At 68.5% G+C, this 23261-nt stretch carries 19 protein-coding genes; 7 read left to right on the top strand and 12 right to left on the bottom strand.

Going from position 1 to position 23261, the window contains the following annotated elements; translation table 11 throughout:
• Positions 1-294: 294 nt before the first annotated feature.
• From ABD848_RS24190 to ABD848_RS24180, 3 genes are all read right to left on the bottom strand, one after another.
• On the bottom strand, positions 295-1548 hold the full coding sequence (locus ABD848_RS24190) for a M20 family metallopeptidase (RefSeq protein ID WP_344977257.1): 1254 nt from the start codon (positions 1546-1548) through the stop codon (positions 295-297).
• On the bottom strand, positions 1535-2791 hold the full coding sequence (locus tag ABD848_RS24185; protein WP_344977254.1) for a glutamate--cysteine ligase: 1257 nt from the start codon (positions 2789-2791) through the stop codon (positions 1535-1537). Before ABD848_RS24185 ends, ABD848_RS24190 begins: the two co-directional genes overlap by 14 nt.
• 452 nt (positions 2792-3243) lie before the next feature.
• Positions 3244-4398: a YihY/virulence factor BrkB family protein gene (locus ABD848_RS24180; protein WP_344977251.1), complete on the bottom strand. Its 1155-nt coding sequence runs from the start codon at positions 4396-4398 to the stop codon at positions 3244-3246.
• Positions 4399-4660: 262 nt separating this feature from the next.
• Between ABD848_RS24180 and galT the strand changes: the two genes are divergently transcribed.
• The 4 genes from galT to ABD848_RS24160 all read left to right on the top strand — a co-directional run bounded on the left by galT (position 4661) and on the right by ABD848_RS24160 (position 10481).
• Positions 4661-5824 carry a galactose-1-phosphate uridylyltransferase gene (gene galT / locus ABD848_RS24175; protein ID WP_344977248.1) on the top strand — a complete coding sequence of 388 codons (1164 nt, stop codon included), beginning with the start codon at positions 4661-4663 and terminating at the stop codon, positions 5822-5824.
• Entirely contained in the window at positions 5821-6807 is a 987-nt protein-coding gene (gene galE, locus ABD848_RS24170; RefSeq protein ID WP_344977245.1) for a UDP-glucose 4-epimerase GalE, read from the top strand. The genes galT and galE overlap by 4 nt, the downstream gene beginning before the upstream one ends.
• A 110-nt stretch (positions 6808-6917) precedes the next feature.
• Positions 6918-8117, top strand: a complete 1200-nt coding sequence (gene galK, locus ABD848_RS24165; protein ID WP_344977242.1) for a galactokinase — start codon at positions 6918-6920, stop codon at positions 8115-8117.
• 1077 nt (positions 8118-9194) lie between these two features.
• A complete protein-coding gene (locus ABD848_RS24160) occupies positions 9195-10481 on the top strand; it encodes an LCP family protein (protein ID WP_344977240.1) in 1287 nt (428 codons plus the stop codon).
• 390 nt (positions 10482-10871) lie between these two features.
• On the opposite strand, the gene ABD848_RS24155 is transcribed toward ABD848_RS24160, so the two are convergent.
• Both ABD848_RS24155 and ABD848_RS24150 read right to left on the bottom strand, forming a co-directional pair.
• Positions 10872-12086, bottom strand: a complete 1215-nt coding sequence (locus tag ABD848_RS24155) for an NADP-dependent isocitrate dehydrogenase (protein ID WP_344977237.1) — start codon at positions 12084-12086, stop codon at positions 10872-10874.
• A 226-nt stretch (positions 12087-12312) separates the two neighbouring features.
• Positions 12313-12654 (bottom strand): DUF3017 domain-containing protein, encoded by a 342-nt coding sequence (locus ABD848_RS24150; protein WP_344977234.1) that lies wholly within the window; start codon positions 12652-12654, stop codon positions 12313-12315.
• A 472-nt stretch (positions 12655-13126) separates the two neighbouring features.
• Between ABD848_RS24150 and ABD848_RS24145 the strand changes: the two genes are divergently transcribed.
• Positions 13127-13732, top strand: a complete 606-nt coding sequence (locus ABD848_RS24145) for an FHA domain-containing protein (protein WP_344977231.1) — start codon at positions 13127-13129, stop codon at positions 13730-13732.
• 57 nt (positions 13733-13789) lie between these two features.
• Here the strand turns inward: ABD848_RS24145 and ABD848_RS24140 are convergent, their stop codons facing one another.
• The 3 genes from ABD848_RS24140 to purN all read right to left on the bottom strand — a co-directional run bounded on the left by ABD848_RS24140 (position 13790) and on the right by purN (position 16906).
• The gene (locus ABD848_RS24140; RefSeq protein ID WP_344977228.1) at positions 13790-14641 is read right to left on the bottom strand and encodes a bifunctional methylenetetrahydrofolate dehydrogenase/methenyltetrahydrofolate cyclohydrolase; all 852 of its coding nucleotides are present in this window, start codon (positions 14639-14641) and stop codon (positions 13790-13792) included.
• A gap of 93 nt (positions 14642-14734) precedes the next feature.
• Positions 14735-16297: a bifunctional phosphoribosylaminoimidazolecarboxamide formyltransferase/IMP cyclohydrolase gene (purH, locus tag ABD848_RS24135; RefSeq protein WP_344977225.1), complete on the bottom strand. Its 1563-nt coding sequence runs from the start codon at positions 16295-16297 to the stop codon at positions 14735-14737.
• Positions 16298-16327: 30 nt separating this feature from the next.
• Positions 16328-16906, bottom strand: a complete 579-nt coding sequence (purN, locus tag ABD848_RS24130) for a phosphoribosylglycinamide formyltransferase (RefSeq protein ID WP_344977260.1) — start codon at positions 16904-16906, stop codon at positions 16328-16330.
• A 537-nt stretch (positions 16907-17443) separates the two neighbouring features.
• On the opposite strand from purN, the gene ABD848_RS24125 reads away from it, so the two are divergent.
• Positions 17444-17884, top strand: coding sequence for a DUF4190 domain-containing protein (locus ABD848_RS24125; RefSeq protein WP_344977222.1), 441 nt, complete (start codon positions 17444-17446; stop codon positions 17882-17884).
• A gap of 4 nt (positions 17885-17888) precedes the next feature.
• Here ABD848_RS24125 and ABD848_RS24120 read toward each other — a convergent pair whose 3' ends face one another.
• The 4 genes from ABD848_RS24120 to ABD848_RS24105 all read right to left on the bottom strand — a co-directional run bounded on the left by ABD848_RS24120 (position 17889) and on the right by ABD848_RS24105 (position 22687).
• Positions 17889-19328, bottom strand: a complete 1440-nt coding sequence (locus tag ABD848_RS24120; protein WP_344977219.1) for a cell division protein PerM — start codon at positions 19326-19328, stop codon at positions 17889-17891.
• 407 nt (positions 19329-19735) lie between these two features.
• Positions 19736-20614 carry a succinate--CoA ligase subunit alpha gene (gene sucD / locus ABD848_RS24115; protein ID WP_344977215.1) on the bottom strand — a complete coding sequence of 293 codons (879 nt, stop codon included), beginning with the start codon at positions 20612-20614 and terminating at the stop codon, positions 19736-19738.
• Positions 20615-20637: 23 nt separating this feature from the next.
• Positions 20638-21822, bottom strand: a complete 1185-nt coding sequence (gene sucC / locus ABD848_RS24110) for an ADP-forming succinate--CoA ligase subunit beta (protein ID WP_344977212.1) — start codon at positions 21820-21822, stop codon at positions 20638-20640.
• A 454-nt stretch (positions 21823-22276) separates the two neighbouring features.
• Positions 22277-22687, bottom strand: coding sequence for a cobalamin B12-binding domain-containing protein (locus ABD848_RS24105; RefSeq protein WP_344977208.1), 411 nt, complete (start codon positions 22685-22687; stop codon positions 22277-22279).
• A gap of 139 nt (positions 22688-22826) precedes the next feature.
• Between ABD848_RS24105 and ABD848_RS24100 the strand changes: the two genes are divergently transcribed.
• Positions 22827-23120: a hypothetical protein gene (locus tag ABD848_RS24100; RefSeq protein WP_344977205.1), complete on the top strand. Its 294-nt coding sequence runs from the start codon at positions 22827-22829 to the stop codon at positions 23118-23120.
• The last annotated feature ends 141 nt before the right edge of the window (positions 23121-23261 follow it).

Raw genomic sequence — 23261 nt, 5'->3', positions numbered from 1 at the left:
CGCCATGGCCAAGCGCTGCTGTGCCTGGCCAGACGACGCTGCGACGTACTGTTCGCCATGCTGCGCGACGGCTCGCTCTACCAACCAGCAGCCACCCAGACCACTTGACAAAACCATAGAAGCACCCCCCTACGGTCGCGGGTGGCTGGGTCGCTGCCGTGGGCTTCGACATGTGTTGTCCACGGTAGGCCCACAGTAGAGCGTGGCCGGCTCCGGCACACCGAGGAGAAATGCGGCACGGGCGTGCCGACCGGTACGGGGTGACGGCTACGAGCGTGCCGGGCCGCCTGCGGGTCAGGCCATGGCGGTGTCCTCGACGGGCTCTTCGGCCCCTTCGCTCTGCGAACGGCCGGCCTCCCACAGGGAGGTGAGGGCGGTGGCCGCCATGAGCTGCACTCCCGCTCCGATGGCGCGTTCGTCGACGTCGAAGTCGCCGCGGTGCAGGTCGAGCATGGCTCCGCCGCCGGCGGCGGGGCTGTGGGTGCCCAGTCGGGCCAGCGCGCCCGGGATGCGCTCCAGGTACCAGGCGAAGTCCTCACCGCCGAGGCTTTGGGCGGTGGAGGCGACGGCGTCCTCGCCGAACATGCGGGCGCAGGCGTCGCGCAGCATCCGCACGCTGGTGTCCTCGTTGACGGTGGGCGGCACGCCGCGGCGGTAGTCCAGTTCGACCGTGGCGCCGTAGGCTTGGGCCACCGCGTCGACGAGTTCACCGATGAGGTCGGGGGCCTGCTGCCACGCCTTTTCGTCGAGACAGCGCACCGTGCCTTCGGCGACCCCGTCGTCGGGGATGGCGTTGGGTGCCGAGCCGGAGCTGACGCGGCCCCAGACGAGGCTGAAGCCGGCGCGAGGGTCGACGCGGCGCGACAGCGCGGCGGGAAGCTCGGTGACGACGCTGCACAGCGCGTAGACGAGGTCGGTGGTCAGGTGGGGGCGGGCCGTGTGGCCGCCCGGCCCCGATAGTCGGACGAGCAACTGGTCGCAGGCGGCGGTGATGGGGCCGGAGCGCAGTCCCACCTCGCCCACGCGCAGCCGGGGGTCACAGTGCAGGGCGAAGATGCGGTCGACGCCGTCGAGCCCGCCGGCGTCGATGACTTCGCGGGCGCCGCCGGGCAGTTCTTCGGCGGGTTGGAAGAGCAGCCGCACTCGGCCGGGGAGCACGCCGGATTTGGCTTGCTGGGCGAGGAAGATCCCTGTGGCCAGCAAAACGGTGGTGTGGACGTCGTGGCCACAGGCGTGGGCGGCGCCGGGCACGGTGGAGCGGTAGGCGACGTCTTTCTCGTCGTTGAGCGGTAGCGCGTCGATGTCGCCGCGCAGCGCGACCGTGGGGCCGTCGCCGGAGCCGATGTCGCAGATGAGTCCGGTGCCCTGCGGCAGGGGTGTGGGTGTCAGCCCTACCTCGCGCAGTTGTTCGGCGATGCGCTGGGTGGTGCGGTGCTCGGCGAAGGCCAGTTCGGGATGGCGGTGGAGGTCACGACGGAACTCGATGAACTCCCGCTCCCGGCGAGCCAGAAAGGACGTCAACTGGTCCCGCAGGTCACGCCCTTGCATGCGAGGGCCCCCTATTTCTCGACGGATGGTCGGGGTCGGCGGTGTCGCCGCCCGGTCGGGTGTGTGGCTGTAGTTCGACGCCTGGGTCGGCGAGTGCGGTGGCCGCGGCGCGGAAGTCCTGCGCCTGGAATTCGGCCACCAGCGCGTCGACAACGTCGTTGATGGTCCCGCCCTGCTCGATGACCGCCCGCTGCCGCTCGTAGGAAGCGCCGTGCCGTAGAACCTCGGATATGACGGCGAGGTCCTCGGCGCAGTTGAGACGGTCGGCCACCGGTTGCAGTTCCCGGATGAGCTCGTAGATGTCGTCGCGCAACGGCATGGTCTCACCGCGCTCGTCGACGATGATGCGCGCGTCAAGGCCATGGCGCGTGGCGCGCCATTTGTTGTCGTTGACCACCCACGTCGGCGGGCTGGGCAGGTGGTAGCCCCGATCAAGCTGCTGCTCGAACAGGTGAACCAGGCTTTGGGAGAGCGCGGCGGCCATCCCCACCTCGCGCAGGGTGGGGATACCGTCGAACATCCGGATCTCGACAGTACCGAAATCGGGGTGTGGACGGACGTCCCACCACACCTCTTTGATGCTGGCGATGGTCCCGGCCCGCAGCAGGGTGTTCATGTAGTCCTCGAAAACCGGCCAGTTCGCCAGGTACGGCGGGGGTCCGGCGGTGGGCAGCGCGCCGAAGACGATGGAGCGGCTGGAGGCCAGCCCGGTGTCGTGGCCGCTCCAAAACGGGCTGGAGGCGGTCAACGCCAAGAAGTGCGGCAGGTAGGCGGCGAGCGCGTTGACGATGGGGATGGCCTTCTCCTTGGAGCGCACCCCCACGTGGACGTGCACACCGAAGGTGAGGATGCGGCGGCCGAGCCACTGCATCTCGTCGATCAGCTCACCGTAGCGCTGCACAGGGGAGAGGGTCTGGTCGCGCCAGTCGTCCAAGGGGTGGGTGCCCGCGCACAGCAGTGCGGCCGAACGCGGGGTGAGCACGCCCTGGAGCCGCTCGATGTTGGCGGACAGGTCGGCGCGGGCCTCCTCGACGGTTTCGCAGATGCCGGTGACCACCTCGACCGTGCATTGCATCAGCTCATGGCGCAGCGGCGGTTTGCCGTCGCCCTGGCTGAGGTCGGGCAGGTCGGCCAGCACCTGCTGGGCCTCCTGGCGCAGATGGCGGGTGCTAGTGTCGACGAGTTGCAGCTCCCATTCGACTCCGAGCGTGGCGCGCTCGGATGCGTTGAACTCAATGGCCACGGTCTCAACCTCCGCGCTGGGGGCGTAGGCGGTTGCCCGCCGGTTCGCAACGCGCTCTTAAGGGGGCGTTGCCGCGGCAGCGGATGCGTTGCATAGAGCGACTCCACGTTTCCTTGCGGCGGTGACCGCGGCGGCACTGGCGATGGGTTCAGGCGAGAGCGCGTGAACTGTGAGCGCACACCCGTCGTTGGGCCTGCGAGGCGCCGGAGCCGTAGCAGGCGGCACCGAGCACGGCCGGGCGGGCAGAACCCGCCTCGCCACTGCGGACCATGAACCACAGTCGGCGCGCCGAGCCGTGGCTCGGTGGCGGCGTGCTCCCCGTCATCCGAGGCGGCATACTCGGCACACCGGCTCCTCTAGCCACGTTACCCAACGTCGACCGCGACAGCCGGCACGTGACCAAGCCGTAACGTGACGCGACTCCGGCCGGTGGCCGACGCGGCGCCGGCACCTCACCGCGCCCGGGTGCGGCGCCACCATACGAGGCCGATGGCGACACCGGCGGCCACGGCCACCGGAGTGGCCAGCCGGCGCAGCCACACCCGTGCCCGGCCGCGGCGGGGGCGCTGCGGAGGCGGCCGGGGGGCTGCTGCGGGGGCGGCGGTGGCCGTGTCGGGGGCGAGGACGAGCCGTGCGGGTTCGGCGGCCGTGGCGGTGACCGGCAGGCCAACGGGGACGGCTCCCTCATACGGCGGGGGAACGGCCAGCGCCGTGGCCGTCCACGCCGCGGCGAACAGCAGCATCCGCATGACGATGTTGATCCAGACCAGCAGGCCCACCAAGACGGCGAACGAGGCGTAGACGGGATTGTTCAGTGTTCCGCTGATCAGCAGCGCCCCCAGTGCCTTGAGGATCTCAAAGCCCACGGCGGCCAACAGCGCACCGCGCCATAGCGCGCGCCAGGAACGGGTGGTGCCCGACAGCCGGCGAAACAGCAGCAAGAAGATCCCCAGATCGGCGCCGATCGCGACGACCAGCCCCAACAGGCGGGTGAACAGGACTGCGGCCAGCGACTCCCGCAGCGCGGCTCCGCCCACGAGGTCGAGCAGCCACTGATTGGCGGCCTGGGCGATGCTGGTGAGCGCGACCGAACCGGCCAGCGCGAGCCCTAGCGCCACCACCACGACCACGTCGAGGAGCTTGGCGAGGACGACGTTGGGTCCCGCGGAGACGTCTTTGAGCCAGATGATGTGCAGGGCTTGACGCAGCGCCGAGATCGCGCCGAGGCCGGTGTAGAGCAGCCCCAGCAGCCCGATGATGCCGGCGCCGGCGCGCGCTTGGGCGATCTGGTCGAGGGGAAGCTGCTCGGCCAGCCCGGGCAGCGCCGAGGCGATCCCCTGCTCCAGGTAGTCGCGCACCTCCACGTTGACGGTGACGACATAGCCCAGCAGGGAGAAGGCGAGGGCGATCAGGGGGAAGAAGGACAGGAAGGCAAAGTAGGTGACCGAGGCGGCCAGGTGGCTGCCATAGCGATCGGAGTAGCGTTCGTAGGCGCGGACCACGTGGTCGAACCAGAGATGGCGCCGCCGCAGCGACCAGTAGGTCTCTGTGGCCGCCTCACGGTAGGAGCGCAGTTGATCGGTGAGCCCCCGCCCTTGTGTCGCCACGAAAGGCTCCCCCCGACGTCGCCTCGCCTACCGGGCTCGGTGGCACCGCCGAGACTAGCCCGCAGCGGCTCGTCCGCGGACCGGTCGACCGGCCGCGCCACCGTTATCGAGGCAGCGTAGTACCTGGCCACACCAACCGTAGCGGAATACACGCGCCCCCGCCGGGCCTGGCGGCACAACGCACCCCCTCCCCCAACGTTCGATCATTCCTGATCGAAGAAGACTGTTTTCTGTCTGGAACTTTATGCTTTAGATTGAAAATGTGCATAAGCTACCCGTATGGCGATCAACCGCCCAGCTCGCTGACGGCCGGGAGATCAGTTACTACGACGAGACACCCGACACCGGGCGCGCCACAGTGCCCGACCGGCGCCCCCTCGACCCGGCCGCCTCCGGTTCCGAACTCCGCCACGACCCCCTCCTCGACGAATGGGTGGCCCTGGCCTCACACCGGCAGAACCGCACCTTCCTGCCCCCGCCCGACCAGTGCCCCCTCGACCCCACCAGCGGCGATAACCTCACTGAGGTGCCCGCCGCCGACTACGACGTAGCGGTGTTCGAGAACCGCTTCCCCTCCTTCGCCCGCTCGGCCGACCACCCCGCTCCCGCGGCGACGCCCCCACCCGAGCCCACCGACCCGGCCCTGCGGCGCCGCACCGACGCCGGTGGCCGCTGCGAAGTGGTCTGCTTCACCGCCGAGCACAACTCCTCCTTCGCCCAACTGCGACCCCACCGCGTAGCAACGGTCATCGAAGCCCTGGCCGACCGCACCGAACAACTCAGCGCCCTGCCCGAAGTCGCCTGCGTCTACCCCTTCGAGAACCGCGGCGAGGAGATCGGCGTCACCCTGCACCACCCGCACGGCCAGATCTACGGCTACCCCTTCGTGCCCCCACGCATGGCACAGATGCTGGCCACGGCACGACGCTACCGCGAACAGCACGACAGCAACCTGTTCGACGACGTGGTGGCCGCCGAGCACACCTCCGGGCGGCGCGTCGTGGCCAGCGGCCGGCACTGGATCGCCTTCGTCCCCGCAGCCGCGCGCTGGCCCTACGAGGTCAAACTGTTCCCCCTGCGCCGCACCGCCACCCTGCCCCTGCTCGACGCGGAGCAACGCGCAGAACTCGCCCACCTCTACCTGGGGCTGGTCCGCGCCTTCGACGGCCTCTTCGACAGCCCCACCCCCTACATCGCGGCCTGGCACCAAGCGCCCTTCGACACCGCGGGCGCCCCCGACCCCGATTTCGGCCTGCACCTTCAGTTGTTCACCCTGCGCCGCGCCCCGGGAAAGATGAAGTACCTGGCCGGCTCCGAATCGGGCATGGCGGCCTGGATCAACGACGTGGCCCCCGAAGACGCCGCACACCGGCTGCGCGCGGCCTACCAGCACCCCGCCGACACCGACGCCAAGGAGACACGGTGAAAATCCTGGTAACCGGCGGCGCCGGCTACATCGGCAGCGTCGTCACAGCCCAACTTTTGGAAGCCGGCCACGACGTGGTAGTGCTGGACAACCTCTCCACCGGCCACCGCGACGCCGTACCGCACGCAGCGACCTTCGTCGAAGGCGACGTGCGCGAGGCCGCGCCAGTCCTGGCCGAAGGGGTCGAAGCGGTCATCCACTTCGCCGCCCGGTCGGTGGTGCCCGAGTCCATGGCGCACCCCCAGCGGTACTGGCACGGCAACGTCGGCGCCTCCCTGGCGCTGCTGGAGGCGATGCGCGCCACCGGCGTGAACCGCATCGTGTTCTCCTCCACCGCCGCCGTCTACGGCGACCCCGAAGAAGTGCCGATCCCCGAAGACGCCGCCGTACGCCCCGGAAACCCCTACGGCGGCTCCAAGGCCGCCATCGACGCGGCACTGACCGAACACGCCCGCATGCACAGCATCGGCGCGGTGAGCCTGCGCTACTTCAACGTGGCCGGAGCCTACGAGCGCTACGGCGAGCGCCACACCACCGAAACCCACCTCATCCCCATCGTGTTGCAGGTCGCCTTGGGCGAGCGCGCCACGGTGTCGGTCTTCGGCGACGACTACGACACCCCCGACGGCACCTGCGTACGCGACTACATCCACGTCGCCGACCTCGCCGAGGCCCACCTGCTCGCCTTGGCCAACTGCACCCCCGGCAGACACCACATCTACAACCTCGGCAACGGCACCGGCTTCTCCGTCCAACAGGTGATCGAGGTCTGCCGCGAGGTCACCGGCCACCCCATCCCCGCGGTGCGGGCCGAGCGCCGCCCCGGCGACCCCGGCGTCCTCGTCGCCTCCAGCGCCCTGGCCCAAGCCGAACTGGGCTGGCAGCCCCGGCGCAGCGACTTGCACCAGATCGTGGCCGATGCGTGGGCCTTCCACCAAACCGGCACCGCCGCCTCGGCGACACCAGCGGGAGAACGGCCATGAGCACCGGCGGTGGCGTGCTGCACAGCTTGCGAACGTGGCTACGACGCCGCGGCGGCTCTCCTCAACGATCACCGACATCCGAGCCCCCACTACGCAAGGAGCGCCCACCGATGATCGAGCCCAAGCCGCGCGAGGAGACCGCCCAGCGCGTGCGCGCCGCCTTCACCGAAACCTACGGCAACGCCCCCGCCGGGGTGTGGCACGCCCCGGGCCGCGCCAACCTCATGGGCGAACACACCGACTACAACGACGGCCTGGTGCTGCCGGTGGCCTTGCCGTGGGGCGTGACCCTGGCGCTGACCCCCACCGACGACGACACGGTGGAGGTGCGCTCGGCGCAGTACCCGCAGGAGCCGGTCACGTTCACCCCCTCGACCTTGACGGCCGACCCGCCCACGGTAACCAACTGGGGCGGCTACGTCGCCGGCGTGTGGTGGTCCCTGCGCCATGCCGGACACCTGCCGGCGACCGGCGCGGGAGCGCGCGTGTACCTCGACTCCGACGTGCCGGCCGGAGCCGCACTGTCGTCGTCGGCGGCCCTGGAGTGCGCGACCGCGCTAGCCCTGGCCCAAACCTTCGACCCGACCGGGCTGGCCCAGGACCGCCAGACGATGGCCCGCCTAGCCCAGCGCGCCGAAAACGACTTCGTCGGCGCCCCCAGCGGCATCCTGGACCAAAGCGCCTCCCTGCGCTGCCAGGCCGACCATGCGCTCTTTTTGGACTGCCGCAGCCTGGGCGCGCGCAATGTCACGCTGCCACTGGCCCAGGCAGGGCTGCGGCTGCTGGTCATCAACACCAAAGTGACCCACCGCATCGCCGACACCGACGGCGGTTACGCCCAGCGCCGGCGCGAGTGCGAGGAGGCCGCGCGCATCCTGGACGTGGCGGCACTACGCGACGTGAGCGACCTCGACGCCGCCCTCGAACACCTCACGGACCCGGTGCTGCGCCGCCGCGTGCGGCACGTCGTCACCGAGATCCACCGGGTCAACGCCGCGGTCGGCCTGCTGCGCGCCAATGCCGTGGCCGATCTGGGCGCGCTGTTCAACGCTTCGCACCTGTCGCTACGCGACCACTTCGAGGTGTCATGCCCGGAGCTGGACCTGGCGGTGGAGGCCGCCTGCGCCGGCGGGGCGCGTGGCGCCCGCATGACCGGCGGCGGCTTCGGCGGTAGCGCCGTCGCTCTGGTCGCCCACGACCGGATCGACGACGTGTGCGCGGCTATCGCCGCGGCGTTCGCCGACCGGGGCTGGACGCTGCCCGAGGTGGGCGTGGCCACCCCCGCCGACGCCGCACGGCAGGTGCTCTGAGGGCGCTTTCGGCGGGGAAGTGACATTTGCGCACCCTGGGGTGGCCGCTGCTCACCGTGGGCCGCAAGGGGCGATTGCGCGTTGCGCTAGGGCGCTCCCGGCGGCACGGCCCAGGAGCGGCGCCGGAAGGCACGCGCGTTCGGGCAGGCGGGGGCGCCTCGCCTGCCTAAGGCGGCCGGCGGTCTGCGCGCCTGTCCGGTGCCGTCGTGAGCGCCCCGGCAAAGGCCCCGGGGTACTTCTATGGGGTTGTCAAGCCGGGGGTGGGATGTGCCTGGAGAGTTTGCCGTTCGCTCGTGCCTCGATCGCTTCGCGACCTCGGCAGCCTGAAGGAGGCACCACAACTAAGGCGACCGAAAACAACACGGACAACCACGAACTCGACCACTTCGCGATCCCGACAACCTGAAGGAGACACCACAACTAAGGCGACCGAAAACAACACGGACAACCACGAACTCGACCACTTCGCGATCCCGACAACCTGAAGGAAGCACCACAACTAAGGCGACCGAAAACAACACGGACAACCACGGAGGTGAAGGAACGTCGCTCTACCCCGGGGCATCGATCTCGCGCGGGAAGCGGCGGGGGTGGTGGTCTCTGCGGGGACGGTGGTGGGGTGTGGCCCCGCCCGCCGTCGGGCGCGGCCTCCCGCGCCGGCAAGCAGCGGGCTTTCGGGCAAGGACGGCAGGCGGACATGCCCGTCCCGAGCGCGACCGCGCTGTGGCAGGTGGCCCCCGGGAGGCGTCAGGTCGCACCACCCCCGGCCGTAGCCCACCCCTCGCGGGACCGCCCCACCCCGGCCGCAGCTCGCCCCAGGCTGCCGAGATCGCGCAGCGATCGAAGCACGAGCGGAGGGAAACACCGTCAGCCCCGCGCACGGGAGGGGAACGCGACCGGCCCTGGACGCGCACCCGAGCGGCATAGCCCCACGAGCCCGGCCACCCTATAGCCGCCTCAATGCCCGCTAAAGGCGTAATGACGGATACTAGTGAACCTCACTACCCTGTGGCGAGTCCAAGGGGCTCAAAAGCGTTGACAAACGCACACCACACGAATGGATGGGCGACCAGGGCGATGGGCGATAGGAACGAGGGACGCACCCCCCAGGGCTCCCCCGACGATCACAACCGCACCGGCGTGTTTCGCCGCGATCCCGATGGAGGCATGCCCGACCAGATCGAACGGATGTACCGCAAGCGCCACGGGGACCGCAGGCGCCGGCGCGAGGAACGCTCCACTGGCGAGGAGACCTCTGCCACCCGACGCATGCCCGCCGCTGGGGAGACCTCCGCTACCCGGCGCATGCCCGCAGCCGAGGAACGGCCGCGCTCCTCGGGGCGCACCTCAGGGGGGCGTGGGCGCGGCCGTGTCTACGACGGCACCGGCCAGTCGCGCCAGCGCCGGGAGATGCGCCGGCGGCGCGGCCGCACCATCGCTGTCCTGGCCCTGGTCATCCTGGTGATCCTGCCCGCCGGGTTCTACTTTTGGGCCGACTCCCGACTACGGCGCGTCGACGCGCTGACCGACTACGAGGGTCGCCCCGGCGAGCAGCCCGGCGACACCTACATGATCGTGGGCTCGGACAGCCGCGAGGGGCTGACCGAGGAGGACCGCCAGGAACTGCGTACCGGTGACGCTCAGGGAAAGCGCACCGACACGATCATGGTGCTGTACGTGCCCGACAACGGTAGCCCCTCGATCATCAGCGTCCCCCGCGACTCCCTCGTCCAGATCCCCGAGATCGGCGAGAACAAGATCAACGCCGCGTTCGCCAGCGCGCTGGGCGGCGGCCCCGGCAAGCTGGTGCGCACCTTCGAGCAGGAGAGCGGCGTACGCATCGATCACTACGTAGAGGTCGGCTTCGCCGGGTTCGTCGACATCGTCAACGCGGTCGGCGGTGTGGAGCTGTGCCCCGAGGAGCCGATGAAGGACCCCAAGGCAGGGCTGGACATCCCCGCCGGCTGCCAGACCCTGGACGGCGAGACGGCCCTGGGCTATGTGCGCACCCGCGCTTCGGCTCGCGCCGACCTCGACCGCATCCAGCGCCAGCGCGAGTTCTTCAGCGTCTTGGTGTCGGAGGCGACCTCGCCGGGGACCCTGCTCAACCCGTTCCGGGTGGTGCCGCTGGTCATGGAGGGCACCGACACTTTCGAGGTCGACGAGGGCGACCACCTCAGCGATCTCGCCGGCATGGCGCTGGCCATGCGCGAGAACCCGACGACCACCGCCATCCCGATCTCTTCGACGCCGACGCTGGCGGGCGTCGGCTCGGTGGTGCTGTGGGACGAGGAGCGCTCCGGCCAGATGTTCGAGGCCATGCGCAACGGCCAGCAGATCCCCGAGTCGGCTCTCCAGGAGTAAGGTGGCCCACCGGCGCCGTCGCGTCGGGCACGTTCCTCTCCGTTGCTCACCTGCCGCGCACGAAAAGGGGCCCGCACCCCGCTCAGTGCGGAGTACGGGCCTCTTGCGTGACGCGCAGGTCCGTGGCCCTACCCCCCAGCAGGCCAGGGACGGCGCGTCTATCCTCGGGTGGTCTTCGTGACGCCCTTGCGTCTTTTCCCAGGTTAACCGCCATAAAAGAAAAGAAGAACCAGCGTTCTCCCACAGGGAGGCAAAATCGGTGGATCTGCCTTCCAGGGGCACTTTGCCGACCCACGGGAGCCACCCGCCGCCATGGCCATAAGTGACAGCGGGCAGCCCCCGTGGCGCGATGCGGCCCCGCCAGGTGCCGAAACCGCGCGGAGCGCTCCGTTAGGCCAGGCGCTTCTGTAGGTTCTCGTCGAGCGTGGCCAGGAACTCCTCGGTGGTCAGCCAGTCCTGGTCACCGCCGATGAGCAGCGCGAGGTCCTTGGTCATCTGCCCGCTCTCGACGGTGGCGACGACGACCTCTTCGAGCTTGGTAGCGAAGTCCACCACCTCGGGAGTGTTGTCGATCTTGCCGCGCTGTTGCAGGCCGCGCGTCCACGCGAAGATCGAGGCGATGGGGTTGGTGGAGGTGGGCTTGCCCTGCTGGTGCTGACGGTAGTGACGGGTGACGGTACCGTGAGCGGCCTCGGCCTCGACCGTGCCGTCGGAGGTGCGCAGCACCGAGGTCATCAGGCCCAGCGAGCCAAAGCCCTGGGCCACTGTGTCGGACTGCACGTCACCGTCGTAGTTCTTGCACGCCCAGACGTAGCCGCCCTCCCACTTCAGGGCGGCGGCGACCATGTCGTCGATGAGGCGGTGCTCGTAGGTCAGGCCGGCCGCCTCGAAGCGGTCCTTGAACTCGCTCTCGTAGATCTCGGCGAACACGTCCTTGAACATGCCGTCGTAGGACTTGAGGATCGTGTTCTTGGTGGACATGTAGACCGGGTAGTTGCGGTCCAGCCCGTAGTTGAAGCTGGCGCGCGCGAACTCCTCGATGGAGGCACGGTAGTTGTACATGCCCATAGCCACGCCGCCGCCTTCCGGGAAGTTGGCGACCTGCATCTCGATGGGCTCGCCACCGTCCTCGGGCGTGTAGGTGATGGTCACCTTGCCCGGGCCGGGCACCTTGAAGTCGCTGGCCCGGTACTGGTCGCCGTGGGCGTGACGGCCGATGACGATGGGCTTGGTCCAGCTCGGGACGTAACGCGGAACGTTGGAGCAGATGATCGGCTCGCGGAAGACGACACCGCCGAGGATGTTACGGATCGTGCCGTTGGGCGAGCGCCACATCTTCTTCAGGCCGAACTCTTCCACCCGAGCCTCGTCGGGGGTGATGGTGGCGCACTTGACGCCGACGCCGTACTGCTTGATGGCGTTGGCGGCATCGACCGTGACCTGGTCGTCAGTGCGGTCGCGCTCCTCGATGCCGAGATCGTAGTACTTCAGGTCGACATCCAGGTAGGGAAGGATCAGCCGCTCCTTGATAAAGGACCAGATGATTCGGGTCATCTCGTCGCCGTCGAGCTCTACTACAGGGTTGGCGACCTTGATTTTGGCCATGGCTTTGTGGCTGTCCCTTCAGTTTCGGCTAGCCGTCGTGTGGCTGTGAGGCCGCGCGGGCACCGGCCGGCCACCGGCCCGGCCGCGTTCGCACCGTGTGGACTCGCTGCGCGAGCCCCGACCCCCCGACCGGCCGCATGTCGCGCCGGCCGCTCCGGGAAATCCATTGGTGCCACTGCGGCAACGTACGCGGTATCTCGACATCAAGCTTATTAGAGGGCGAACCCTAGAGTTTCGGCGCCACCCAGGCCAAAACGATCAGCAGAATTGCCAGGGTGACCAGGGTTAGCACATCGGTCCAGCGCCGCCGCACCGCGAGCATGCCCACCTGCTCGGCCGGCAGCACCAACCGCAGCACGGCGCCCAACAGCAGGGAGCCGGCGATGAGGGCGGGCCCCCGCTTGAAGTGAGCTGCCGCCACGATGACGATGCCCGCGGACATGGTCGCGAGCACGAGAAGGTACGGAACCTGCGCTACCCACTTGGGCGCCGACGCTTCGGCCGAAGGTTCCCCGCCGGATTCAGATGACTCGGGTGCTACCGCTGCCTCCACCGTTTTCTGGCTCACCGTAAACCTCACGCTAGCGCACCCCGCTTAGGCTGACCGTCGTACCACCGCCCCTCGATTGCGGCGGGACCGGCCGCACCGCCGCGTCGGCAGCGTCCCCGCGCGGCCCGGCGACGAAGCACTCCCCGAAAGCACAGTGTCATCGGCGGTGGACACCGTCAGTCTATTGACCCTGCCCCCGCTCCGAGACGACTCGAGACAAATTTCGGACATGGACAAGCCCATCCTCAGCCTCACCAGAACCTGGTGACATGCGGCGTCACGCGAGGCGTGGTGTTCTTCTCTGCCGGAGAGGCGCGTAGAAGCGCCGCTGCGCGGGTAACCCGTCATGAGATGAGTGCCACGGCAAACGAGGACACCCCCTATGACCCCCACCCCACCACACCTGCGCGTCACGCCAGCCGCCAGGAGAGACGTCCCGCAGCGCCGCGAGCATACCCATCGGCCGCGCCCCACTATGGGAGGAACAACCGTGGATGGGCCCTACATACGGGTCGAGGAGAGTGGTGACGTCCACCCCCTGGACGACAACGTCACCACGGTCGGCCGGGGGCAGGGCGTCGACATCCGGCTCACCGACCCCAGCGTGTCGCAACTACACGCCGAGTTCGTGCGCCGCGGCCCCTACGTCTATGTCGTCGACCTGGGACTGTCGCGCAACGGCACCCGCGTCAACGGCCGCCCGATCGCCCGCCGGGTCCTGGAGGAGGGCGACGTCATCAGCTTCGGTGCCGCTCGCTGCAAGATCGGCGGGCTCATCCGGGAGGAGCTCACGCCCGAGGTGGATATGCGCCGAGGCGGGGCCCCTGAACTCACCCGGCGGGAATTGGACGTCCTCACGTCGCTGTGCCGCCCCGCACTGTCTGACGAAGCGTTCGTGTCCCCGGCAACAGCCCGCCAAATCGCCGAGGACCTTGTCGTCACCGAAGCGGCCGTCAAGCAGCATCTCCTACGGCTCTACCAGAAGTTCCGAGTCCCCGAAGGACCCAACCGCCGCACCCGCCTGGCCAACGAGGTCGTCGCGCTAGGACTAGTCCGACCCATGCCTCTGGTCGAGCGGGAACGTCAAGCGAGCTAACCACACAAGGGGCCTCACCGCCCACGAGGCCCCTCCGCCACCAGCGCCAGCCAAGGGCTAACCGGCCTGCCGCTCAGCCGCCTCAACGAGGTTGACCAGCAGCATCGCCCGCGTCATCGGCCCGACCCCGCCCGGGTTGGGAGCCACGGCGCCAGCCGTCTCCCGCACCTCAGGGGCCACGTCGCCAACCAGCCCCGACTCGGTCCGCGTCACCCCGACATCGAGCACCGTCGCCCCGGGCCGCACCATGTCGGCGGTGACCAGACCCGGCACTCCTGCGCCGGCAACCACGATGTCGGCGCTGCGGGTGTGGGCAGCCAAGTCACGTGTGCCCGTGTGACACAGTGTCACCGTGGCGTTCTCGCTGCGCCGCGTCAGCAGCAGCCCCAGCGGCCGGCCCACCGTGACGCCACGCCCCACGACCACGACCTCGGCGCCCTTGAGCGGGATATCGTAGCGCCGCAACAACTCCACGATCCCGCGGGGAGTACACGGCAGCGGCGCCTGCTGCATCAACACCAGCCGCCCCAGATTGGCCGGCTGCAACCCGTCAGCGTCCTTAGCGGTGTCGATGCGCTCCAGCACCCGACTCTCGTCCAGCCCCTTGGGAAGCGGCAACTGCACGATATAGCCCGTGCAGGCGGGATCGGCGTTGAGCTCGTCGACGACCGCCTCCACCTCCGCTTGGGAGGCCGTGGCCGGCAACTCGCGCCGGATGCTCTCAATACCGACCTCGGCACAGTCGCGGTGCTTACCGGCGACATAGGAGTGGCTGCCGGGATCGTCGCCGACGATCACCGTCGCCAGCCCCGGAACGACCCCTCGGGCGCGCAGCGCGCTCACCCGCTCGCTCAACTCGGTGCGGATCGCCTTAGCGGTGGCCTTGCCATCGAGAATCGTCGCGGTCACGGAACCATCCTTCCATGGGTGAACAACCGGCGGTACCCGCACCACGGCGCGCCGGTGCCGCCGGAGAGTCGGCAGATGGCCAGCGAAACGGCATCAGTGGAAGAAGTGGCGCGTGCCCGTGAAGTACATCGTGATCCCCGCCTGCTCGGCGGCCTCGATGACCTTGTCATCGCGCACCGACCCTCCCGGCTGCACCACAGCGCGCACCCCGGCCTCGGTGAGCACCTCCAGACCGTCGGGGAAGGGGAAGAAAGCGTCACTGGCCGCGACCGAACCGGCGACCCGATCGCCAGAGCGCGCCACCGCCAGCTTGGCCGAGTCGACCCGGTTGACCTGCCCCATACCGACTCCGACCGTGGCGCCATCGGCCGCCAGCAGGATCGCGTTGGACTTGACCGAACGCACCGCACGCCAGGCGAAGGTCAGATCCGCCAGCATCACCGAACTCGCGGCGGGCCCCGCCTTGAGCTCCCATGCGGCGGGAGCGTCACCGGGCGCATCAATCACGTCGGCCGATTGCAGCAGCAGCCCTCCACTGATGGCTCGCTGATCCGGCTGGGCCGACCGCGCCGCCGGCACGATCTGCAACAGCCGGATGTTCTTCTTGCGTGTGAGCAGCTCCAACGCCCCCTCGTCGAACCCGGGAGCCGCTACGACCTCGGTGAACACATCGACGATCTGCTCGGCCATACCAGCACTCACCTGACGGTTGGCCGCGATCACCCCGCCGTAGGCCGAGAGAGGGTCACAAGCGTGGGCCTTGCGGTGCGCCTCGGCGACATCGGCGCCAATGGCGATACCGCAGGGGTTGGCGTGCTTGATGACCGCCACACACGGATCAGCGAAGTCGTAGGCGGCGCGCAGCGCGGCGTCAGTGTCGACGTAGTTGTTGAACGACATCTCCTTGCCGTGCAACTGCTCGGCCCCGGCCAGCCCTCCGGTTTCCTTGCCCCGGTACAGCGCCGCCCGCTGGTGCGGATTCTCGCCATAGCGCAGCGTGGCCGTGCGCGCGTAGGTAACCGCGGAAAAGTCGGGCCACCCCGTCTCTTGAGCCAGCTCATCGGGGGCGTACTCGGCGGCGAACCAGGACGCCACGGCCGCATCGTAACTGGCCGTGTGGGCGTATGCCTGGGCCGCCATGCGCTTGCGCTGCTCCAGGGTGAAGCCACCCGAGCGCACAGTCTCCACCACCTCGTCATAGCGTCCCGGGTCGACGACCACAGCAACACTTTGGTGGTTCTTAGCCGCGGCCCGCACCATCGCCGGACCACCGATGTCGATCTTCTCCACACACTCGGACAGCGAGGCTCCCGAGGCCACGGTGTCCTCGAAGGGGTAGAGGTTCACCACGAGCAGGTCGAAGGAGGCGATCCCCAACTCGTGGAGCGCGGCCTGATGCTCGCTCTTGGAGCGATCGGCCAGCAACCCGGCATGGACGTGGGGGTGCAGCGTCTTGACCCGCCCGTCCAAACACTCGGGGAAACCGGTGACGTCCTCCACGAGCGTGACTGGCACATCGACCGCGGACAGCCTGGCGGCCGTAGAACCGGTGGAGACGATCTCCACACCGGCCTCCGCGAGCCCGTATCCCAACTCCTCAAGCCCTGTCTTGTCGTACACGCTGATCAACGCACGCCGAACGGCCTGCTGGCTCACCGGTTCTCCTCCGTCACGTCGCCGGATTGACTACTCATGGGTAGAGGCGGGACCTGACCCCAACCTCACGTCACGGTCGCGCAGGGTCCACCCCTCGCGTGCCAGGCGGCCGACGACGTCGACCAACATCTCGCGCTCGACCGTCTTGATGCGCGCGTGCAAGCTCGCCACATCGTCACCGGGCTCCACCCGAACCGCGACCTGATCAATGACCGGCCCGGTATCAACTCCCTCATCGACGATATGCACCGTCGCGCCCGTGATCTTCACTCCATAGGCCAGCGCGTCACGCACGGCGTGCGCACCCGGGAAGGCGGGAAGCAGCGCGGGGTGGATGTTGATGACGGTATAGCGGTTGAGCACCTCTGGGCCGAGCAGTCGCATGAATCCGGCGGAAACCACGAGATCGGGCTCGTAAGCACCGATGCGCTCAGCCAGTTCGGCGTTCCACTCCGCTCGATCGGCGAACTTGGAAAAAGGCGTCACGAACGTGGCGAACCCCGCCCGCTCGGCCCTCGCAATGCCCTCTGTCCCCTCGCGGTCGGCGCCGACAGCCACAACAGCCGCGCCATAGGCGGGGTCAGTGGACGCTTCGAGCAGGGCAGCCATATTGCTGCCCGCACCCGAGACCAAAACGACTACTCGCGCCGACAGGGGACATTCCTCCTCGTGAGAAGCATCGAGGGTGCACGTGGCGATCCCCCGCGCGGCGCGTCGTGAGCGGCGCAGAATCGGGGCGGTGCGTGCACCCATGGCGGGAGGGCGGCAGCGCATACGCGGCCTGCCCGCGCGCCCACCTTATCTCTACCGTTAACGTCTTCACTCGCCTGAGGGGGGTGATTCTCGATTGGACCGTAGGCCGCCGCCCCGACCAGGCGGCCGCCTCCGCCCCGGCGCTAGGTTCTGTCTTTTGGACGGGCGGCGAGGACAGGCGATGGACGGAAAGTGGGTGAGCACCTCCGCTATCGCCTTCGCAGGCTACCGGCACACCCCAAGGCGCCTGCCCGAGGAGGCGAAGCACATTCGGATAAGACCCGGTAGCGTCTATTCCAGCAGGAGCCGCTACGCAGTCGCCGGCGCGCGTAACCACGCAGGTCGGCACAGCCATAGCAGTCCCATCATGTCCCCACCCGCGAAGGAGCACAGGTGTCAAACGAGCCGTCGTCAACGCGCAGCGACGGACCAGAGTCCAATGCGGAACGGGGTGGATTGTGGGGACTCTTCTTCTCCACTGCCGGACTGTTCCTACAACCCTTCGGGGTGCTGCTGTCGATTTTCGGTATCGCCCAAGGTCAGCGCGCCCGGCGGGCGGCGCGACAAAACCAGGCGACGGCGCCCGGGGCGACGATGAGCGTAATCATCGGCGGTCTCGGGGTGGCCCTCTCGATCGTCTACATCAGTTTCAACATTGTGCTATGGGACGAGCGCAGCGCATGGGACTCGTGCTCCAGCCAAGCCCACACCGTGAAGATCCAGGACCAGTGCGACGCGACGTTGCAACAGGCCGTCTCCGAAAGACTGGGCATATCCGAAGAGCGCGCAGAGTCGTTCTTGCCGGCCCTGGGGATGAGCGTAGGCACGCCCTAGCACCTCAGACTTTGCGAGAGGCGTCCCGCTCCCCCACGTCCGGGGTCGCCTCCACCGAGCTCTCCTCACTGCGCCATGCCTCATAGGTGATCCCGTACAACTCCTCGGCGTCGGCCTCCTCGCGGGCGGCGGCGCGCCCCCACCTCAGCCGTAGCGGCAGCGACGGCCAGGACAGCCGTATGGGCCACCGGCGCCGCCCACGGCTGTCCGCGCCGGCACCGGCCCCGCTCTCGGTGCTCTGCCGCGCCGGCACCGGCGCCGCACGATCAGGGGCGTCACGCTCGGCCTGCTCCTGAGCCGAACGCCGGAAATGCAGCCAGTTGGCGACCCAGGCCGTCACCGCCGCCGTCACCCCCACCTGCAACGCGGTGACCAGCCCCACCTGCCAGGGCGAGGGTCCGACATCGACCAGGCGCTCACCCCCCAGCGGGCCACCGGCCAGAAGCGCCAGCACAGCGCACAACACTCCCGTGGTCAGCCCGCAGACGAACCCCCACAGGGGGGCTGCCTCACTGACCACCGCCGGAGCACTGCGCAGTGTCCACGCGCCCCCCACCCCACCGGCGATGAAGGGAGCCGCCAGTGCCAAGAGCGAAACCAGCGGCGCGGGACCGCTCTCGGGCAGCGCCGCCAACATGGGCAGTTGTGGCAACGGCCCCAGCGCCACCCCTGTGGGAGCGACCATGGTGCCGGTGCCCACGGCGAACCCCGGCCCCACCGCATAGGACATGCCAAAGATCACGGCGTTGGGCAGGTAGAGCAGTTGCGTCAACACCAGCAGCACCCCACCGACCCAGCCGGGAGACAGCCCTCGGGTCACCTCCACCGCTTCGCCGATGTTGAGCAGCAGCGACGTGAAGAACAGCACTGTGCCGGCCAGCAGCAGCGTAGCGGTCGCACTGGCCGTGCCCACCAGCAGCGACCGTGAGCGCGCCGGCATCAACTCCAGCATCCTGGACCAGCCGAGCCGCTTGTCCCGCAGGAGCTGCCGCAGTACCCCCAAGCCCCCCGCCAAGAACGCCAAAACGAACCCCGCGACGAGAGCTTGCAGCACACCTGGACGCACCACCTCGGTGCGGCCGATGAGCGCCAGCGTCCCGGAGATGGCGGCGTAGGGGCCGGCGAGGGCCAACGCGGCCGAGAACGTGTTGCGCAGCCGCGGCAGCCAACAGTGCTGCGCCAGACGGCGCCCCGCCCGGTACAGCAACAGGCCCGGGAGGACCACCAGGCCCAACGGCAGCATGCCCACCGACCCGCCAGGGACCGCGAAGCCCACATGGTGACCGACCAGCCATGCCTGCACCGCCACCCGGAACACGTCGCCGACACTCTCGCCGAAGGTCGCGCGCGGGGCAGCCACCCAGCCGATGAGTGTGAGCGTCATCAAGGTGGCGAGGCCGATAGCGGCGGCTGAGGCCGCTGCGATCCCGCCGGTCGTATACAACGGTCGGGACTGCTCGGCGGCCCCCCTTCCCGCTCCGGCGGGCGTACGGGCGCCACGTCTGCCCGACGTTGGGGAAGCGGCGACTGCGGAGGGGGACGACTGCGGGGAAGAAGCTGGAGGCACGCTCCCATGCTTGCAGCCGCAACGCCCGGGAGCGAAGGTTGACTCCGGGCGTGTCGCCGGGGCCGCGCAGCCCCCCTGTGGTAGTCCGGCGGGAGGCCACCCGCGGTGGGGCCGCCGCGGCTCGCGACCGTAACGAGATCGGGAAGAGTCACGCGCCGTCGGCGCGGAGAGGAAAAGCCTGCGCCGTAACAGCACTTCGGCCCGCCACAGCGGCAGCGGGCCGAAGACAGTGGGGGAGCCACCGAGTGGAACTCACCGAAAGCCCCACCCATTGCGCTCTGCCGTTAGAACAGCGCGCGAGCCAGTTCAGCGGTCTCGCTCGGCGTCTTGCCCACCTTGACGCCGGCGGCTTCGAGCGCTTCCTTCTTGGCCGCGGCGGTACCGGCCGAGCCGGAGACGATGGCGCCCGCGTGACCCATGGTCTTACCCTCTGGTGCGGTGAAACCGGCGACATAGCCCACGACCGGCTTGGAGACGTTCGCCTGGATGAAGTCCGCGGCGCGCTCCTCGGCATCGCCACCGATCTCGCCGATCATGACGATGGCATCGGTGTCGGGGTCGGCCTCGAACGCGGCCAGCGCGTCGATGTGGGTGGTGCCGATGATCGGGTCACCGCCGATGCCCACACAGGTCGAGAAGCCGATGTCGCGCAGCTCGTACATCATCTGGTACGTCAGCGTGCCGCTCTTGGAAACCAGCCCGATGCGCCCCGGCTTGGTGATGTCTGCGGGAATGATGCCCGCGTTGGACTGGCCGGGCGAGATCACTCCCGGGCAGTTCGGCCCCACGATGCGGGTACGGTTGCCCTTTTCGGTGGCGTAGGCCCAAAACGCCGCGGTGTCATGCACGGGAATCCCCTCGGTGATGACCACCGCGAGTTCGATGCCGGAGTCGACCGCCTCGACCACGGCGTCCTTGGCGAACTTCGGCGGCACGAAGATCACCGTGACGTTGGCCCCTGTCTCGGCCATGCCCTGGGAAACCGAGCCGAACACCGGCACAGCGGTCCCGTCGAACTCCACGTTCTGACCGGCCTTGCGCGGGTTGACGCCACCGACGATATTGGTGCCGGAGGCCAGCATCCGGCGCGTGTGCTTGCTGCCTTCCGCGCCCGTCATGCCCTGGACGAGGACCTTGCTGTCCTTGCTCAGAAAAATCGACATTGTGTCTTCCCCTGTCCCCAGCTTTACTTGGCCGCGGCCAGCTCGGCGGCCTGGTCGGCCGCTCCGTCCATGGTGGCGACCTGGCGTACCGCCGGGTGCGCGCGCTCGGTCAGGATGCTCCGGCCGAGCTCGGCGTTGTTACCGTCCAGCCGCACCACCAGCGGCTTGGACACGTCCTCGCCCCGGGACTCCAGCAGCTCCAAGGCGTGAACGATCCCGTTGGCAACCGCGTCGCAAGCGGTGATACCGCCGAAAACGTTGACGAAAACACTGCGCACGCCCGGGTCGCCCAGGACAATCTCCAGACCGTTGGCCATGACCTCGGCCGAGGCACCACCACCGATGTCGAGGAAGTTGGCCGGGGCGACACCGCCGTGCTGTTCGCCGGCGTAGGCCACCACGTCCAGCGTCGACATCACGAGGCCGGCCCCGTTACCGATAATGCCGACCTGACCGTCGAGCTTGACGTAGTTGAGTCCCTTGTCCCTCGCCTGCACCTCAAGCGGGTCGCCCTCGGCTGCGGAGGCGAGCGCCTCCAGATCCTGGCGGAACTCGGCGTTGGTGTCGAGGGTGACCTTGCCGTCAAGGGCGACGACACGACCATCCCCGGTAAGGATGAGCGGGTTGACCTCGACGAGCGTGGCGTCTTTGCCGACGAAGGCATCCCACAGCTTGGTGATGACTTCGACGGCGCCCGCGGCGGCTGCCTCGGGCAACTTGCCTTGCTTGACGATGTCGGCCGCGACCTCGGGGGAAGCCCCCTTCAAAGCGTCGATCGACACCTTGGCCACAGCGTCGGGGTTCGTGGCCGCGACCTCCTCGATCTCGACACCGCCCTCGGCGGAGCAGATCGAGAGGAAGGTGCGCTGGGCCCGATCGAGCAGGAAGGAGAAGTAGTACTCCTGCGCGATGTCGCTGGCTTCCTCCACCAACACCCGGTGAACGGTGTGGCCCTTGATGTCCATGCCCAGGATCTGCTGTGCCTTGGCAACGGCGTCGTCGGCGTCGTCGGCGACTTTGACGCCGCCGGCCTTGCCACGGCCTCCGGTCTTCACCTGGGCCTTGATGACAACACGGGACTTACCTGCCGCCGCGAATTCTTCGGCGATCGCACGCACCTCATCGGGCGTGCTCGCCACCTTTCCCTGGGGTACGGGAACCCCAAACTCCGCGAAGATTTCCTTCGCCTGGTATTCGAACAGGTCCACGAGGGTCCGTCCTTGTAACTCGCTGGCTGTGCGGTCTCGTGCGGAGGTCGTGTCCCTCAAGCAGCGGAACCTTATAAGGATCAGCCGCGTTGGAAGATCGTCAGAAGTAGGCCATCCGCAACATGCGGAAGCTTAGCTCTGTCTGGCCTTGACAGAGGACACCGGGGCGGGGTCGACCAGCCATCGAACCGGACGAATGCGGCTTTTTTCCCGGGTTATGCCCATGATCGGCGGTACCAAGTGTGAGGATTCACACCGGTTCACACTGCTGATGTTGGGGTGTGAGCGGCGCTTTCACCCGCCAGGGCGGCCCCTTGCAGGCAGCCGCACCCGTCGGGGCTGAGACACGCGGTCAAGGGTTGCGGCTTGGGTGGTGGGTCGGGGCTGGACGCGCCGGACACAGCGTCTCCCTCGACGTCCGGACCGCCTGCCAAAGACGCTCGTGTCAGACGTGTCAGGCTGTCACCGCTGCGATGTTGGCCTGTACCCACTCGGTGATCTCGCTGGTACTCGCACCGGGGGTGAAGACCTTCTCGACCCCGAGTCGTTGGAGTTCGGGGATGTCGTCCTCGGGGATGATGCCGCCACCGAAGACCTTGATGTCGGTGGCGTCGTTGTCGCGCAGTAGTTCGAGCACGCGACTGAACAGCGTCATGTGCGCGCCGGAGAGGACGGACAGGCCGATCGCGTCCGCGTCCTCCTGCAACGCCGCGTTGACGATCATCTCGGGTGTCTGCCGCAGCCCTGTGTAAATCACTTCTACGCCGGCGTCGCGCAATGCGCGAGCGACGATCTTGATTCCGCGATCGTGGCCGTCGAGCCCTGGTTTGGCGAGGATGACTCGAACCGCTGCTGACGCGCTCATGGCCGACCTCTCCGTATCTCCGCTTCCGCGAGTGTCCTTGTGGGACGTGGCGTGAGCGTGCTGGGTAGATCTGTATGCACTGGCAGGGTAGCCGATAGCTCGCCGTAGCTGTGGGAAGGAGCGTGGTGAGGGAGGAAAGATGAGTGACGAAGACGAGGAACTGGCTCAGCTATCGACAGAAGAGCTGCGGGAACGGGCGACAGCCCTCGCGAAGCGCCGCTGGGATGTGGGGTTCTTTTGGGAGTTGATCCGGAGCATCCCTACGGCTGAAGTCATGGCTGATCGCCCGAAAGCGGGAGAGGCGGGTATAGCGCAAGCGTCAGGACTGTTCAACGAGCTTCTGGCCGCCCGTAGAGGCGACTCGCGACTCCATGAGGCGCTACGGCCGATCTACATCGACTACCTGTCGAAACATTCCAAGAAAAAGGAATAGAAAGCAACGCAATGGTTGGCTGGTGGAGGGGTGGGTGTGTTTTCTATGCGCAGGTGGTGTGTAGTGATCAGGGGCTGCGCATGAAAGTGGGGGGCGGCTGAGGGGGTCTGGCCCCGGGGAAGGAAAACCTCTCGGGACGGG

It is taken from the genome of Salinactinospora qingdaonensis (assembly GCF_039539445.1).
Lineage (GTDB): Bacteria > Actinomycetota > Actinomycetes > Streptosporangiales > Streptosporangiaceae > Salinactinospora > Salinactinospora qingdaonensis.
Note: the sequence above shows the minus strand (reverse complement) of the source record. Positions and strands in the feature narration are given on the sequence as shown.

Bases quoted from the DNA above. Each gene is read 5' to 3' on its own strand.
- sucD (WP_344977215.1), bottom strand. From the start codon at position 20,614: ATGTCGATTTTTCTGAGCAAGGACAGCAAGGTCCTCGTCCAGGGCATG.
- ABD848_RS24105 (WP_344977208.1), bottom strand. From the start codon at position 22,687: ATGAGCGCGTCAGCAGCGGTTCGAGTCATCCTCGCCAAACCAGGGCTC.
- galK (WP_344977242.1), top strand. From the start codon at position 6,918: ATGATCGAGCCCAAGCCGCGCGAGGAGACCGCCCAGCGCGTGCGCGCC.
- ABD848_RS24160 (WP_344977240.1), top strand. From the start codon at position 9,195: ATGGGCGATAGGAACGAGGGACGCACCCCCCAGGGCTCCCCCGACGAT.
- ABD848_RS24190 (WP_344977257.1), bottom strand. From the start codon at position 1,548: ATGCAAGGGCGTGACCTGCGGGACCAGTTGACGTCCTTTCTGGCTCGC.
- purN (WP_344977260.1), bottom strand. From the start codon at position 16,906: ATGGCTGCCCTGCTCGAAGCGTCCACTGACCCCGCCTATGGCGCGGCT.
- ABD848_RS24155 (WP_344977237.1), bottom strand. From the start codon at position 12,086: ATGGCCAAAATCAAGGTCGCCAACCCTGTAGTAGAGCTCGACGGCGAC.
- ABD848_RS24100 (WP_344977205.1), top strand. From the start codon at position 22,827: ATGAGTGACGAAGACGAGGAACTGGCTCAGCTATCGACAGAAGAGCTG.